Consider the following 14,831-nt stretch of genomic DNA (forward strand, 5'->3'; position numbering starts at 1 on the left):
GCTCCCCTTTAACTGTTCGCAACGGCCGACAATAATTGGTCGGTTTCATATAATGGCAAGCCAACAACTGCAGTATAACTGCCATTGATGCGTTTCACGAATCGCGCTGCACCACCCTGAATGGCGTAACCGCCAGCTTTGTCCTGCGGCTCTCCGGTATTCCAGTAGTGCTCTAACTGCTGATCATTGATGGCACCTAATTCGACATCGGTGACCACTTCCAGGACCTGTTCACGCTTTATCTGCCGACCATCAGTAACAACCACGGCAACGGCGGTACGCACCTGATGTACGTGCCCGGCAAGCTGTCCTAACATCTGCTTAAAATGCGGCTTGTCGAGTGGTTTTTCCATCACCTCACCGGCGTAATCGATGAGTGTATCGCTACCAATCACCAGCGCTGTGTCGTCCAACTGCCCGGCAACATAGCGTGCCTTATCGAGCGCCAGTCTCTGTACGTACGTCGACGGTGTTTCATCGGCATGACGCCGTTCTTCGATGTGTGACGGCAACACCTCAAACTGGGCGCAAATCTGCTTTAATAACTGCGCCCGCCTAGGCGAAGCCGATGCCAGGACAATCCTCATTAGGCCACCTTAAAGTGCCGACGAATTTTGCGTAACAATGGAAACAGCCACAGCCAGAAGACCGCAGAAGTAAACGCCGGCCAAAAGTAACTGGCGGTAAACTCAGCATCATGAATGAACACGTTAGCCTGAAACACAATCATCCGTTTTAACAAGATCAGAAACGCCACCAGAATGGCCTGCTGCGGTAACGAGAAGTTGCGGAAACGCTGGAAATGACGAGCCACGAAATAGGTAACCACCACCATACCAAGCGCATGTACCCCAAGCACAGAGCCGAGCAAAATATCACTGAGTACGCCCAGGATCAGCGCGGTGCCCATGTTCACACGGTGTGGAATCGCCAGTACCCAATACAGTAGTACCAGCGTCACCCAGTCTGGACGAAAGGTATCAAACGCTGCCGGCATCGGCATCACCATCAATACCAGCGCCACCAGATAGGTTAATATCAGCGTAAAGGTTCCGTGCTTAAGCATCTGGCTGATCCTCATAGATGGGCTGCTGTTGATCGTCACTGCGCCACAGCAACAACACATTTCGAACACGGTCAAGCGCCGAAATAGGATCGGCCTGAACCTGTGCAAACGGCAGCGATTCGTCACGCACAATGCTACGAATACGCGCGACCGGATAACCCTCGGGGTAGACACCGCCCAGCCCGGAAGACACCAGCAGATCGCCTTCCTTCAGGCCGGTACTGTGGGGCACGAACATTAACTGCAGGCGACCAATCTCACCGGTGCCCTGTGCCAGCACGCGAATGTCACTGCGCTCCGAGCGCAACGGAATGGCATGACTTTGGTCAGAAATTAACAACACCCGGGCGGTATTGCTGCCGACGTCCTGTACCTGACCGATGATACCGCGGTTATCGAGCACCGCCTGACCTTCGTAGACGCCATTCAGGGTGCCTTTATTGATCACTAATTGCTGACTGAATGGTTCCGAAGCAACAGCGATTACCTCGGCAACCATACGCCGGTTTGGAACCCTTTGTTCGGAACCCAACAGCTCGCGCAGACGCTTGTTTTCGTTGGTAATAAACTGAAATTGCTGCAACTGCCCCTGTAATTCCAGTAACTGCTTTTTCAGGCGTTGGTTTTCATCGCTGAGCTGATCCTGAGTTTTAATGCTTTCCGAAAAGCCACTCAAAATTTGCTCGGGCAGAATCGCCAAATATTGTACCGGCGTGACCAGTGAATTAAGGAACAAACGGACGGGTTGCATCGCTTGTAAGCGATGATCAATAAAGATCAATAAAAACGAACAGGCTAGTGCGAGCACTAGCCTGGATAACAGTGATGGGCCTCTGACAAATAATGTTTTCATCTTGGCGCTAGGTCACCTCGCATCGGTTGCATAAATCGCTCTGTTACTCGTAACTAAAGAGGTCACCACCGTGCATATCAATCATTTCGAGCGCTTTACCGCCACCGCGGGCCACACAAGTCAGTGGATCGTCCGCAATGATTACCGGAATCCCCGTTTCTTCCATCAACAGACGATCCAGATCTTTCAATAACGCGCCACCACCGGTCAGCACCATGCCACGCTCTGAAATGTCCGAAGCCAGTTCTGGCGGAGATTGTTCCAATGCGACCATAACCGCACTGACGATGCCCATCAGTGGCTCCTGCAGCGCTTCAAGAATCTCATTGCTGTTGAGCGTGAACGAACGCGGCACGCCCTCGGCCAGGTTACGACCGCGCACTTCGATTTCTTTCAGTTCCTCGCCCGGGAAGGCTGAACCGATTTCGTGTTTGATGCGTTCTGCCGTTGCATCACCAATCAGCGCACCAAAGTTGCGGCGTACGTAGTTGATGATAGCTTCATCAAACTTATCACCACCAATGCGAACCGATGACGAATAAACAACGCCATTCAACGAGATGATGGCGACTTCGGTCGTACCACCACCGATATCGACAACCATTGAGCCGGTCGCTTCAGACACCGGCAAACCGGCACCAATAGCCGCAGCCATAGGTTCATCGATGAGGTACACTTCGCGTGCGCCAGCACCCAATGCCGATTCCCGAATCGCACGGCGCTCAACTTGTGTTGAGCCACAAGGAACACAGACTAATACTCGGGGGCTGGGACGAAAGTAATGACTGTCGTGTACTTGTTTAATGAAAAACTGCAGCATTTTCTCGCACACATAAAAGTCTGCGATAACACCGTCTTTCATCGGGCGGATGGCTTTAATGTTGCCCGGCGTACGACCCAGCATCTGTTTCGCTGCCGCACCCACCGCGGCGATCGCCTTTGGACCGCCCGAGCGCTCTTGACGAATCGCAACGACAGAAGGTTCATTCAGGACGATGCCTTCGTCCTTAACGTAGATCAATGTGTTGGCGGTACCTAAGTCGATGGACAGGTCATTAGAAAAAAGGCCGCGAATTTTCTTAAACATGAAGCGGTAGATCCCTACTTAAAAAGCTAAAAACTGCAATGATAACGCAAGTCAGTACTTACTGCGCTCTTACCACACGAAAACCTATATAATTAGAGCTGAAATCCGCCGGAAGTTCCATCCGTGTCGAAACTCGCGCTAAACTGGGTGCAAAATTCCACGCACCACCACGGACGACAGAGCTCTGGTCAGACTGCGTCCATTCCCAAACGTTACCCACCGTATCAAATAATCCCCACGGGTTACGCTGAAAGCTGCCTACCGGCGCGGTACGCTGATTGGAGTAGTCCGAGCCACAGTTACGGCAGTTGGCTTTACCAAAACCGACGTCGTTGCCCCACCAAAAATCGGTTTCGGTACCCGCTCGCGCGGCATATTCCCACTGCACTTCGGTAGGAATCGTGTAGCTAAAGCCACTTTTCTGACTGAGCCATTGTGTATACGCCTGCGCGTCGTTCAAGCTCACACACACCACGGGCGAAGCGTCAGATTGAGCAAAACCGGCATTACGCCAGTTCAGGCTATCATCAAACTTCGGCATGCCATTTTCCAGCACCGCACAGCTGCCATTTTTCTCAGCTTCGGTCACATAGGCGGTGTCATTCACAAACTTACGGAAATCCGCAACGGTAATTTCAGTATCGGTAATGCCAAACGGACGTTCAATGGTTTCCGTCGTCGCAGGGCGTTCATTAGACATACCATTACCGGTTAAGTCGCCCATTTTGAAATTGCCCGATGGCATAACGACCAGCTCCGGGCCGCGAACATCCCGAAACAAGATATCCTGAATTTTTTCACCGCGCGTAAATGAGTATTCAGACTTTTCCAAGTCGGCACGAATCGACTGAGCGTCTTTTAAATTGATGGTTTGTGTGAACGCGGAGTAACCATACTTAATCACCTCGACTTCGTGTTCACCACCCGGCAACATCACTTCGATAGGCGTTGAACCATAACTCACGCCATCAATGATCACTTCGTCGTCGTAGACATTCGAACGAATCGTCAACGGATGCATAATAGAACTGTCAACCGGCGCTTCAGCAACCGGTTGGTTACTCTCACTGCGCTTTACCGCACAGTACCGAACGTCTATATCAAGCAACGTACAAGCCTGCGACTGCGGCAATTGTCCGCGTAATTCAACACCCATTTTAACGCCATAATTACCCTGCCCGCTAAAGCCATCACTTACCGTCTTTGAGCCGAGAATTTGTACGTTTGGACTAACACGGTCAAGGTTATCACGCGCCAACTGAGACTCGGATAAATTCGACAAGGTCTGATCCAGGTATTGCTTTGACGCTTTCTGTTTAGCCAGCAATTTACCGCGGTTTTCGCACTGGCTGAGCGTTTCCTGACGGTCACAAACGATGGACTGGCTGACTTCCAGCTCACCCGTGCGGTTAAACTCTTCCTGTAAACGTTCAACTCGGGCAACGTTGCGCTGATCTTTCAACGTTTCAATTTCATTAATCAGGCTGTGTTTGCTAACCCGCGCTTCTTCCACCTCACGGCTTTTCGCACTGACCAGTTGCACCTGAGTCTTAATGTCTTCTTTATTTTGCTGATGCGCCATCACCGCTTCTTTATAAGCTTCCTGAGCGCCAGCAATATCAATGCTGGGGTCATCAACCAACTGCTGATAGCGGTGATTCATCTCTTCCAACGCCGTCTGCCGTTGCTGTTCGAGCGCATTGTTACGCTCGCGCAGAGACTGTAGCTGCTCTCTTAGCTGCTGCTCTTCTCGCTGCAAGGTCGCGACGGTATCAGAAAAATTTTCGTATTCTGTCTCTAAGGTCGCAATTTGGTTTGATATTTCTTCGACAGACATTTGCGTTGCGTCTGACTCCTGTTGAGCCAATGCTGTCGAGGCGAATGTCAAAGTAGAGGCCATTATCACGGCCAGTCGAGCCAATCGCATCATGTTCCCATTCCAAGCTTGAAAATAACTCAGCGGCAGTAAGCTGTTGCTGCGTCCGCGCTATTGTTATTGTAGTTTTATTGAACGTTCGTCAACGTCGCGCATTTGTAATCACTGTGCTTTATGCTATGTGCTTGTCAATAAAAGCGCAAGAGGCAATGTAGGATAATGACGACAAAGTGGTGAGATCAATTAAGGGCTTGGATGTAACCTTGTTGGTTAATCATGATTTCACGGGTTGTTTCGCCATCTACTTCAATTATTATAGTTCCTTCTGCACACAACAAAGCGGGCTTACTGGCATTAGTATAAGGGCACCCCATGCTGTCAAAATTAATTCGTTCAGGCCCTCTGAACGTGACCGCATCTTGCTTCTCGACACGAACGCAATCATCTCTTTCTGCACAAATTTGCGAAATATTCTCAGGAGAAGGGCATTCAACGCCTGAGTTAAACGTAAACAGAGCAACATCTTTATCCGCGACACATGCACTGTAGAGCTTATCCGTTGCTGTATCCTGCATCGCTCGCTGCTGTTGCTGACGCAGTAGACTTACCAACTCTGCCTGATAAACTGCGACATCAACACCACTCCGGCCGCCCATCAGTGGGTAAGCGCTTACCGCTAAAATGCCTACAACGATAATAATGACGATGAGTTCAATGATGGTAAAGCCACGTGTTGGCATTAAAAAGTTACGCATACTGATACGCTAATCTAAATATTTTTAGGTACATTTTAGTATCGTGAACATGTTAACCTCGTTATCCCTGAACAATATATCAACAGCCGAAAAAAAAACAGTTAAACTCTGTACAAATAGCTACTTCGAGATAGTCATGCAGCAACGCGGGTTCACGCTTATTGAAATCATTGTCGGCATAGTCACGCTGAGTATTGCGCTCGTGCTGCTATCCACATTATTGTTCCCACAAGCGCCACGCAGTGCAGAACCCTTGTTGCAGGCCCGAGCATCAGCGCTAGGGCAGATGTTTATGAATGAAATCATGGGAAAAGCATTTGATGACAACAGTGATATGAGTGGCGGCTATGTACGTTGCAATGACACCACACCCGTGTCGTGCACTGAGCCAGGCTCATTATCAAGTGAGGAGCAGAGCCGAAGTGACTACGATGACGTCGATGACTTTCACGGATTAAGTAGCGATAGCGGCGATGACATCGACGATGTCTTATTACAAGGCGGTTTAGACGAGCGATTCGCTGGTTTTAGTTTCGAGATTTCAGTAGTCTACTCCAATGATAAAGGCGAGCAACAAACATCAATTCAACGCTACAAGCGAATTGATGTCACGATAACAGCACCCAACAATCAAGATTTCGTTTTTACTGCCATTCGGGGTGATTACTGATGCTGCGTTTGACTTGTAAAGGCTTTACGTTGGTGGAGCTGGTCATCGCTATTATTCTGCTTGCCATTGTCGGCACGTTCTCCTTCCGTTTCATTGGACTTGGAGCTGACGTTTTCCGTGATGCAAGTGCGAGGTCACAATTGGTATCACAGTCACGCTTCGCTCTCGAGCGTTTGTCACGTGAGCTGCGCAATGCATTGCCGTTAAGTGTGAGGGTTTATGATGGACAACACTGCATAGAATACACACCAATCTTAACCAGTGGTGAATATATTGACGCCCCCACTTCAGCAAACCCGGGCAATACGGTAACAGCGATGGCGCCACTACAAAGGAAAACACAGCCAGTACCGGCTCGTTATCTTGTTATCTACAACACGAAGTTAAATGCAATTTACGGAACCTCAGGCCAACGGTATCGAATTGATGCCCGACAAAGAGATGCAGGTAGTCATACGATCGACTTTACCTTAAGTGACAGTGAGAGCGACCCTATTGAGTTCAACCTTATCGGCCCATCAAGACGTTACTACGAAGTCAGCCCCCCGGTAAGTTGGTGTTATCTGCCTGACAACGGGCAAATTAGGCGGTATCAGTCAACTGATTTTAATGTGGCTCCCCCCGCTCCCAGCGTCGTTGCCAACGGAGAATTGATGGCAGAGCAACTGCGTAACGACAACTCAGAACCTGTTTTTGAGGTCGATAACATCACACTCAGCCAAAACAATTTGGTTTTGATTGATTTTGTATTTGAGCGAGATGATGCCCCAGAACCATTACGTTTGCTTTACGAGGTTCATGTCCCGAATGTGCCATAAATTAAGTTCAGAACAGTCAATAAAAGCTGTGCCTCGCAGCCAACGCGGTGCAGCATTAGCGATGGCAGTATTTATCATTGTTGTGCTGAGTTTAGTCGGTAGCGCTGTTATTACCATGCTAAATAATACATCGAAAGCAACCGTCAGTGAGGTTTATGGCGCTCGTGCATTGTTCGCAGCACGCAGCGGCGCCGAAATATTTCTTGCAAACAGGCTGTTAGAGAGCCCGGATAGCATTACGTTGGGTGATTGTACACCCCGTGAGGAGAACCAAGCGCCTAGCGAGCGAGATGAGCCTACCGAAATTCCTTTTATCAACGAAGGCGGTTTATCCTCGTGTCAGGCTTATGTTCATTGCGACCATGTGACTACGCCAACCGGTAGCATCCATGTACGGGTTGAATCCATTGGCAGTTGCGAGATAGGTGGTGAAAACTATACTCGCGTTCTTCTATTGGAGGCCAGTGATGCGGTGCTGTAGATCGCTATTGACCAGCTTAGTATTAATGACCTTACCCGTTATTGCGGCCGACTACGGCACTCAGAAAAACAATGTTCCTTCTGGGTGTGACCAACAGGGTAATGGCCCAGTCGAGTGCCCCAATGGCCTCACGCTACAATGGGGCGACACCATTAGTGCTACTAAAGCGACAATCATTAACGTAACCGGTAATGCAGATTTGCAAAATGCCAACATTAGTGGTGGTATCACCATCAATGTTGATAATGGTAATCTCAGCACTAATTCTGGTTTTTTTACCGATGGGGCTCTTAACGTTAGCGGCACAATTACCTTTGCCAATAACAACACGATTGCAGGCAACATCTCGGCCGGCACCATCAATGCGTCCAACGGCAGCAACAATAACTATCAAGCTGACGTTACAGTAACTAATAGTTTTACCGGAGGCTTCGGAACTACCATTGGTGGAAACTTATCGGGTGGCGATATCATCACCGGAAGCTCGACGGCGATTAGTGGGAGCCTAAGCGGTGATAATATCACTCTTGCGTATCAAACGACCGTAGCAGGTGACATTTCAGCCAACTCTCTCTGGACCGATTCGGCAACTGACATTGGTGGCAGTATTCAGGCAGGAGGCATAACCATTGGTTCAGCAAGCAATGTTGCCGGTTCGATTAGCGGCTCCAACTTCGTTCAGTTAGCCCCCAGCAACTCCACATTCTCCGGCAGTGTTAGCTCAAACGGTGATATTTATATTGGCAGTGGCAACAGTGTCACTGGAACTATATCGGGGAACAACATAACAACAGATAGTCCGGTAATTATTAACGGGAACATTAGCGCAAACGGTGATTTCGATTTAGCCAGTGGCAGTCAGGTTAACGGCGATGTTAATGCAAGCAATATCGTGATACGCGCCAGCAATTCCGAGATTGACGGAACCGTCGTTGCCAATGGTGACATCGTAATCGGTAGCGGTTCAGGAATTGACGGTTCGGCATCGGCAGACAGTATTGAAATGCAAGATTCTAATGCCTATATCACAGAAAATGCGTTTGCTGATACCCTCATTGATATTGGCTGGGGTGGGTCTATCGGAGGTGATGCCACGGCGCCAACCATCATTAACGACAGCGGTGACGAAAATGCTGTGGCTGGCGGTCGTTATTGCGATGACTCCAACAGTAGCGTAGACCCAAACGACGCCTTCGAGTGTCAAACGGGTTCTGGACCTGCGGACCCCGGTGACGATAACGGTGGCAACACAGATTACACACTCAGTTGCCAGCAACTTGCCGAACTCTCACAATACGGTATCGTCGGCTCTAGCCGTTTTACGGCAGGCTCTGGTTCAGTCATTAATAACAACGACATCGACGACGAAGATGGAAACACGCCTACACCACAAGGCACCATCGATACCGTCGACTTACCCTATCCCCCACTTGATCCGTCAACTTTCCCGACGTTCTCAGGCGGCAGTGACGTTACCAATGGTACAAATGTGTCCGCTGGCACATACGACGTAGTAAGAATTTCCGGTAATAACGGACAAACAACGTTTGCCGGCGGCACCTACTTTATCGAGGAACTTCGGTTCAGCACGCAAAATAACTCGGCAACGCTTGCTCCAGGCACTTATTATATCGGCGAATTAAATTTAGGTAATAATTCAAGCGTTAATATTGCTCCTGAAGGTCAAGTAAAAATATACATTCGTGATGGTGTTAACGGCGGCAACGATATCTCATTTAACAATAGCGGAAGAACGCGTGATTTAATCGTTTACCTCTACGATAATGCAGATTTTATTATTGGAAACTACTGCAACAGCGCTAATAATTGTCCAGAGTTTACCTTTAACGGCAGTATATACAGCCCATACGAAACGGTTGATATTGAATTCGGACAAAACACCAATTATAAGGGTAGCGCGTTGACTCAGGGCACTGTGAGTTTCGGAAGTAACACCGAGATTACCTATTCCGAACAAGATCAGCGCGACAGCCTGGAAGCCCAAGGATGCGATCCCGCCATATTGGATGATGAACCTACGAGCATAAACCACTACCGACTGTCTTTTCCATCATCCACGGTCAGTTGTCTCGCCGCAAATGTTGATGTTTTCGCCTGCAGTAATCAGCCCGACAACCCAGTTTGTGGCATAGTCACCGAAGCAGAAACCAGCATTACACTGAACTCATCCGCGTTGGGTAGCTCGTGGGGGAGCGGGAATAGCGAAAATATTAGTCTCGTTGAAGGCCAAGCCTCTGCAAATCTAAGCTGGGTAAGTGGCGGTACCACCTCCATATCAATAGCCAATCCTTCTGTGAGTGCGACCAATCCTTTTGTGTGTTATTCCAGCGGTACTCAAAATAGCAACTGTGAAATTGAATTTAAAACGGCCGGATTGATTATTACCGCAACCGATGGCATCAGCGACATCGCAGGCCAATCAGCCGGGAGTAACTTCTCAACCATGCTTCGCGCGGTGGAGACAAATACCACAACAGGCGCTTGTCAGGCTGCAATATCAGGCCAACAAACCGTAAAAATGGGCATAGAGGCAATCAATCCGACCAGCTTTGCTGGTAATGCCTATACAGTTTCCTCATCTTTGGACTCACAAACCCTTGAGCCATTTAATTTAGGGAGTGTCCCAGCAAATAAGGAAAATATCGTAACAACGTTGCAGGTTAACTTTGACACTAATGGCGAAGCAACTTTAGATAATCAATATCCCGATGTTGGACAATTGCGTCTGCACGCTGCTGTCGAAGTTGTCGGTCAGTCGCCCAATCCTTCATTCATCCTTTCGGGTACCAGCATCAATAACTTTGTCGTTAAACCGTTTGAGTTGCGTCTTACCGCCAGCAACAAACAAGGCCAGTTAGCACCAGGCAACGCAGACGGCTTTACCGCGGCCGCCGAAGCTTTTGAAGTAACCGTGCAGAGCCTTACAGAGAGCGGTGAACTAACAGATAATTTCGGTAACGAAACGACACCTTACACGCTTGATTTCAATCTAACCAGTGTCGTTTTTCCGACCCAAGGCGTGGGTGAAAACTCTCTCAGTAAAGGGGCTGAAACAGACTACGGAGCAGAAAAAACATGGGAATCGGTAAGCTGGCCTGAGGTGGGCAATATACTGTTACAACCAAGCCTATCAGACGGGAATCTAACCAACGATTATCTAGGCGCGGGCGATATCAACAACGCTACGCTCAATCGCGCAGCCATTAATGTAGGTCGTTTTTATCCGGATCATTTCAAACTGACCAGTAGTTCTCTCTCGAATACTTGCACCAATTTTAGCTACATGGGGCAGTCAAACATCGAGTTAAACTATACCGTTGCAGCGCGCAACGCCGACAATGTCACGACGAAAAATTACGATAACGAGACACGAAATTACCCGGTAGCAGAAGTCCTAGAAGGTGCATATTCAATGCCTCAAAGCGGCACCAACTATACCGATTTATCGTCGCGTTGGAGTTCATCAGGTACAGTCGTATGGGTCGACGGCGAGCTAATATATTCAAGCGACAATGGAGTGTTCGAGCGACGCTTAGATGATACACCCGATGGCCCCTATGATGAATTGACCGTTGGATTAATGATAGCCGCGGACAGTGAACCTCACGATCGCGACTTTAACGCTGTAGACAAAACCATAAACGGCTCTGCAGTGCCTTTGAGTGACACCCTTGACTTGCGCTATGGCCGCACCGTTTTGGCTAATTTATTTGGCCCCGCAAATACCGATCTCAGTATTGTACTCACAAACCAATACTACTCAGAAAACGGCAGATTTATCACCAACACCGACGACGATTGCTTTGAAGTGAGTCATGATAGCAGCGCGGTGTTAACCTCCGCCTTTGATGTCACCAACGATGAAAACATCACCAGCGGCACGGCAATTTTAGAGGATGGCCAACTGCCAGCAGATAGTTTTTTCCTTGCAGCGCCGGCTAGCGAAGGTCTTTATGATCTTTGTTTTGCTACAGAAGACTACCTAACCTTTGATTGGGGAGAATTACCAAACTCGCTTGATAGTGGTAATGCAGTTTGTAGCGATAACGATCCTCGCGCAACCGCTAACTTTGGTTTATACCGGGGGAATGATCGGGTGATTTATTGGTTGGAAAGGTGGTGAGTGTTCTTATCTCGCATACACTGCTTACCATAAAAAACCCGGCGCCCGCCGGGTTTTTTGTTCGTTATCCTAGAGTGATACTAGGGTGAAGATTTTCAGTAAGTGATTAACAACCATTAGTTACTGCGGTTATTACAGGCTTCGCTATGAAATCATCCTCTGTCCCTGCTGTATCATCAGAACCATCGTCAGCTACGGCAGCACGATAGACGACATAGCATTCAGCATCCGTACTTCCGTCTGCTGTCACATCTAAGTCTGTGGGGAAAATAACTAAATCATCATCTGACACATTAGTATTTCCAGACCAACCTGAAGCTACGACGTTGTCCCAGTCTCCTTCAACGTCTAAGGCTGCAAAAATTCCAGCTTCAGTTGCTGCTGGGTATCCATTCGTAACATCGACAGAGTTACCGTTACCTATACTAACTGAGGCATCATTAGAATTGATAAGAGCCTTTCCGTGAACCATCTCAGAAGCCGCTTTAGCACTGCCAAGTAGACCGTTAACTGTGCTCGTCCGAGCATCACTCGAAAAATTAATAAACTGAGGCGCAGCCGTAACCGCCAAAATCCCTAATACCACGATCACGATGATCAGTTCGATCAGTGTGAAACCTTTTTGATTGCGCATGATAGTACTCTCTCTTTGTTTTACTAAGTTAAAAAATAAGTCGTTAAACGCGGGCCACGCTATCAGTTATCGTTATTACTGAACACGGTGACACCACCATTTCTGGGGTTGTACACAAAGGCATTGCCGGTGGTGCGATAGTCCTCACCTGCCGGTTCTGCGGCCAAGTTTTTGATGGTGTTCGCCAGATAGTAAACACACAACTGATTATCCATACTGGGTTCTGGATTCGGGGTGGCGTAGGTGAAATAGCGATTTTCGCCTAAGCCATTATAGTCGTCGGTGACGGTGGGTGAGCCTTGCAGTATGCCCTGCATCAGGCTCACGCAATCGGCGCCGGTTAAATTGGCATCGTGAATGCTGTCATCGCCTCGTGCGGTAACCGGGTAACCGGTGTTGCCATCAACATAAATCGGCAACGAGTCCAGTTCGACCTGTGCGCCGGCACCATTGCTGTCATTGCCGCGCGGGCGGCCTCGCAGTTCCCATTCACCACGGGCGATACCAACCGCACTGGCAAAGCCACCGGCTACCCCTTCGATCGCTGAGTCTTCAGCATCGGCGGTTACGTCGGTAAAGCGCGGCAAGGCCGAGGCAGCAAGCAGCCCTAGTATGACCACCACAATGATCAACTCGATAATGGTAAAACCTGATTGTTGCTTTGCCGAAACCATCAGTTATTTCCTTAAAAAATGTAAGAATATTCTATAACGTAATGTTTACGTTTCATAGTCTTTACGGTCAAACTGTCATCATTTCAACTGCCCTGTGCGGGCGTCATAAACAAGCCGCAATGTCGCTTCAGCGTCTGTCGTAGCTACCCAAAACCAACATTGCTGCGACTGCAGTTCGACACGCGGATGCAAACGTCCGCCGGCTAACATTTGCCATAACCGTAGACAGCCATTGTCAATGCCGGGCCATCCCTGCCGATTCATGCGTACCTGAAAGTCCTCTCGTTGCGTTTGCAACGTTATTTGCGGAGGCTTTCCCTGCCGCAGCCATTCGGTCCGCGCCAGCATCGCGTTTTCATTAAAGCGCTTTTGCACGACCTCGCGTTCAGCAGCCTGCCAGCCCCAGCGGTCGTTAAATATACCCACCTCGAGCAACTTCATCACCAGCAGCGCCATCACCGTAATCACCACCAGGTTCTGCAACCAGCGCAATAACCGTGAGCGTGACTTTTCTTCGGCGCTCATCAGCCCCCCTGGTAAGCACTCATCATGTCCCACATTGGGGTAAAAATACCCAGCGCCAGAATCAGTACCATGACAGCGACCACCGCTATCATGGCGGGCTCGATGCGGGCCGTCAGGGTTTTCAGGTCGTAATCGGTTTCACGCTCATAATACTCGGCCACCTCTTTTAATAGCGTATCGATGCGTCCGGTTTCTTCCCCTACCACGATCATTTGCATCACTAGCGGTGTAAACAGGCTTGACTGCCTGGCCGCACGCGACAAATTGTCGCCCCGTTCGATGGAGCGGCGAATGTCGATGATTTTCTTTTCCATCCAGGCGTTGTCCACTGCCTCGGCTACCAGCGACAAGGCTTGGGTCAGTGGCACTCCCGCCCCCAGCATCACCGAAAACGATCGTGAAAACCGCGCCAGCATTGAACGTTCTAAAATGCTACCTATCACCGGCACCTTAAGTTTTAAACTGTCCCAAAACAGGCGTCCGGAGGGCTGACTGACGTAGTAGCGGATGCCGATAACGCCGCCCAGTATTGCCATCAGCATCAACGGCCAGTAATTGACAAAAACGCTGGAGGTACCTAACAACGCCCGTGTTGCCCAAGGCAACTCGACGTTGAAGCGGCTAAACATATCGGCAAAGGTCGGGATGACGAAAATATTCAGTACGAACATCGCCACAACCAGCGCAATCAGTACAAAGCTTGGGTAGCGGGTCGCCGCTTTAATGCGTTTACGCGTATCCTGTTCTTTTTCCAGATACAGCGCTAACTGCTCAAACGATTCTTCTAATTGACCGGTGTTTTCACCCACATGGACAATCGCAATCACCAGTTTAGGGAACACTTTTTTATGCTGCGACAGGCCGGCGGATAAGGTGCGTCCGCGCTCCAACTGACTATGAACGTCTTTCAACGCTTTTTTCATGCGTTTGTTGTGGGTGCTGTCGGCAAGTCCGTCTATCGCCCGCAAAATCGGGATACCGGCGTTAGTTAACGAATACATCTGCCGGCAGAAGATAATCAGTTGTTCAAGCTCAACACTGGGCTCTAGCGCATCCTTTAACACCTGCAACCAATCATTACCACTGCTTTTCGGCGCAGCGGCTCCGGAAGCCGTATTGGCCTCGACCTGTACCGGGACCAAACCGCGCGACATAATGGCTTTGGCGGCGGCCCGTGAGTCAGCCGCCTCAATGCTGCCCCTTTGCAACTTGCCTTGTTTGTCACGAGCTTGATAGCGAAACTTCATG

14 protein-coding genes are annotated in these 14,831 nt (G+C 49.3%); 4 read left to right on the forward strand and 10 right to left on the reverse strand.

Translation table 11 applies throughout. The annotated features are described in order from the left end of the window. Nucleotides 1–8: 8 nt before the first annotated feature. The 6 genes from CWE23_RS05055 to CWE23_RS05080 all read right to left on the reverse strand — a co-directional run bounded on the left by CWE23_RS05055 (nt 9) and on the right by CWE23_RS05080 (nt 5,637). Entirely contained in the window at nt 9–587 is a 579-nt protein-coding gene (locus tag CWE23_RS05055; RefSeq protein WP_126819670.1) for a Maf family protein, read from the reverse strand. Next, on the reverse strand, nt 587–1,066 hold the full coding sequence (gene mreD, locus CWE23_RS05060; protein ID WP_105305552.1) for a rod shape-determining protein MreD: 480 nt from the start codon (nt 1,064–1,066) through the stop codon (nt 587–589). Before mreD ends, CWE23_RS05055 begins: the two co-directional genes overlap by 1 nt. After that, nucleotides 1,059–1,919, reverse strand: a complete 861-nt coding sequence (gene mreC, locus CWE23_RS05065) for a rod shape-determining protein MreC (protein ID WP_105305551.1) — start codon at nt 1,917–1,919, stop codon at nt 1,059–1,061. Before mreC ends, mreD begins: the two co-directional genes overlap by 8 nt. 43 nt (nt 1,920–1,962) lie before the next feature. Further along, complete coding sequence (locus CWE23_RS05070) at nt 1,963–3,006, reverse strand: rod shape-determining protein (protein ID WP_105305550.1); 1,044 nt, start codon at nt 3,004–3,006, stop codon at nt 1,963–1,965. 58 nt (nt 3,007–3,064) lie between these two features. Beyond that, entirely contained in the window at nt 3,065–4,936 is a 1,872-nt protein-coding gene (locus CWE23_RS05075) for a formylglycine-generating enzyme family protein (RefSeq protein WP_126819671.1), read from the reverse strand. 185 nt (nt 4,937–5,121) lie between these two features. Continuing rightward, a complete protein-coding gene (locus CWE23_RS05080; RefSeq protein WP_126819672.1) occupies nt 5,122–5,637 on the reverse strand; it encodes a prepilin-type N-terminal cleavage/methylation domain-containing protein in 516 nt (171 codons plus the stop codon). 49 nt (nt 5,638–5,686) lie between these two features. Between CWE23_RS05080 and CWE23_RS05085 the strand changes: the two genes are divergently transcribed. From CWE23_RS05085 to CWE23_RS05100, 4 genes are all read left to right on the forward strand, one after another. Further along, a complete protein-coding gene (locus CWE23_RS05085) occupies nt 5,687–6,307 on the forward strand; it encodes a type IV pilus modification PilV family protein (RefSeq protein ID WP_126819673.1) in 621 nt (206 codons plus the stop codon). Next, nucleotides 6,307–7,125 (forward strand): PilW family protein, encoded by an 819-nt coding sequence (locus tag CWE23_RS05090; protein WP_126819674.1) that lies wholly within the window; start codon nt 6,307–6,309, stop codon nt 7,123–7,125. Before CWE23_RS05085 ends, CWE23_RS05090 begins: the two co-directional genes overlap by 1 nt. A gap of 61 nt (nt 7,126–7,186) precedes the next feature. Next, entirely contained in the window at nt 7,187–7,606 is a 420-nt protein-coding gene (locus CWE23_RS05095; protein WP_126819675.1) for a hypothetical protein, read from the forward strand. Between the two features lie 7 nt (nt 7,607–7,613). Continuing rightward, a complete protein-coding gene (locus CWE23_RS05100) occupies nt 7,614–11,750 on the forward strand; it encodes a DUF6701 domain-containing protein (RefSeq protein WP_157982909.1) in 4,137 nt (1,378 codons plus the stop codon). A 106-nt stretch (nt 11,751–11,856) separates the two neighbouring features. Here the strand turns inward: CWE23_RS05100 and CWE23_RS13940 are convergent, their stop codons facing one another. The 4 genes from CWE23_RS13940 to CWE23_RS05120 form a co-directional block, all read right to left on the reverse strand. After that, nucleotides 11,857–12,384, reverse strand: a complete 528-nt coding sequence (locus tag CWE23_RS13940; RefSeq protein WP_126819677.1) for a prepilin-type N-terminal cleavage/methylation domain-containing protein — start codon at nt 12,382–12,384, stop codon at nt 11,857–11,859. Between the two features lie 62 nt (nt 12,385–12,446). Continuing rightward, nucleotides 12,447–13,058 carry a prepilin-type N-terminal cleavage/methylation domain-containing protein gene (locus CWE23_RS05110; RefSeq protein ID WP_105305543.1) on the reverse strand — a complete coding sequence of 204 codons (612 nt, stop codon included), beginning with the start codon at nt 13,056–13,058 and terminating at the stop codon, nt 12,447–12,449. A 78-nt stretch (nt 13,059–13,136) separates the two neighbouring features. Beyond that, nucleotides 13,137–13,583 (reverse strand): hypothetical protein, encoded by a 447-nt coding sequence (locus CWE23_RS05115; protein ID WP_126819678.1) that lies wholly within the window; start codon nt 13,581–13,583, stop codon nt 13,137–13,139. Further along, on the reverse strand, nt 13,583–14,830 hold the full coding sequence (locus tag CWE23_RS05120) for a type II secretion system F family protein (RefSeq protein WP_126819679.1): 1,248 nt from the start codon (nt 14,828–14,830) through the stop codon (nt 13,583–13,585). The genes CWE23_RS05115 and CWE23_RS05120 overlap by 1 nt, the downstream gene beginning before the upstream one ends. Nucleotide 14,831 lies beyond the last annotated feature (1 nt).

This window comes from Idiomarina aquatica (assembly GCF_003987185.1).
In the GTDB taxonomy this organism is placed as follows: Bacteria; Pseudomonadota; Gammaproteobacteria; order Enterobacterales; family Alteromonadaceae; genus Idiomarina; species Idiomarina aquatica.

What these genes read in the sequence shown, in the direction of transcription:
- CWE23_RS05055 (WP_126819670.1), bottom strand. Translation starts at nt 587, where the DNA reads ATGAGGATTGTCCTGGCATCGGCTTCGCCTAGGCGGGCGCAGTTATTA.
- mreD (WP_105305552.1), bottom strand. Translation starts at nt 1,066, where the DNA reads ATGCTTAAGCACGGAACCTTTACGCTGATATTAACCTATCTGGTGGCG.
- mreC (WP_105305551.1), bottom strand. Translation starts at nt 1,919, where the DNA reads ATGAAAACATTATTTGTCAGAGGCCCATCACTGTTATCCAGGCTAGTG.
- CWE23_RS05070 (WP_105305550.1), bottom strand. Translation starts at nt 3,006, where the DNA reads ATGTTTAAGAAAATTCGCGGCCTTTTTTCTAATGACCTGTCCATCGAC.
- CWE23_RS05075 (WP_126819671.1), bottom strand. Translation starts at nt 4,936, where the DNA reads ATGATGCGATTGGCTCGACTGGCCGTGATAATGGCCTCTACTTTGACA.
- CWE23_RS05080 (WP_126819672.1), bottom strand. Translation starts at nt 5,637, where the DNA reads ATGCGTAACTTTTTAATGCCAACACGTGGCTTTACCATCATTGAACTC.
- CWE23_RS05085 (WP_126819673.1), top strand. Translation starts at nt 5,687, where the DNA reads ATGTTAACCTCGTTATCCCTGAACAATATATCAACAGCCGAAAAAAAA.
- CWE23_RS05090 (WP_126819674.1), top strand. Translation starts at nt 6,307, where the DNA reads ATGCTGCGTTTGACTTGTAAAGGCTTTACGTTGGTGGAGCTGGTCATC.
- CWE23_RS05095 (WP_126819675.1), top strand. Translation starts at nt 7,187, where the DNA reads ATGGCAGTATTTATCATTGTTGTGCTGAGTTTAGTCGGTAGCGCTGTT.
- CWE23_RS13940 (WP_126819677.1), bottom strand. Translation starts at nt 12,384, where the DNA reads ATGCGCAATCAAAAAGGTTTCACACTGATCGAACTGATCATCGTGATC.
- CWE23_RS05110 (WP_105305543.1), bottom strand. Translation starts at nt 13,058, where the DNA reads ATGGTTTCGGCAAAGCAACAATCAGGTTTTACCATTATCGAGTTGATC.
- CWE23_RS05115 (WP_126819678.1), bottom strand. Translation starts at nt 13,583, where the DNA reads ATGAGCGCCGAAGAAAAGTCACGCTCACGGTTATTGCGCTGGTTGCAG.
- CWE23_RS05120 (WP_126819679.1), bottom strand. Translation starts at nt 14,830, where the DNA reads ATGAAGTTTCGCTATCAAGCTCGTGACAAACAAGGCAAGTTGCAAAGG.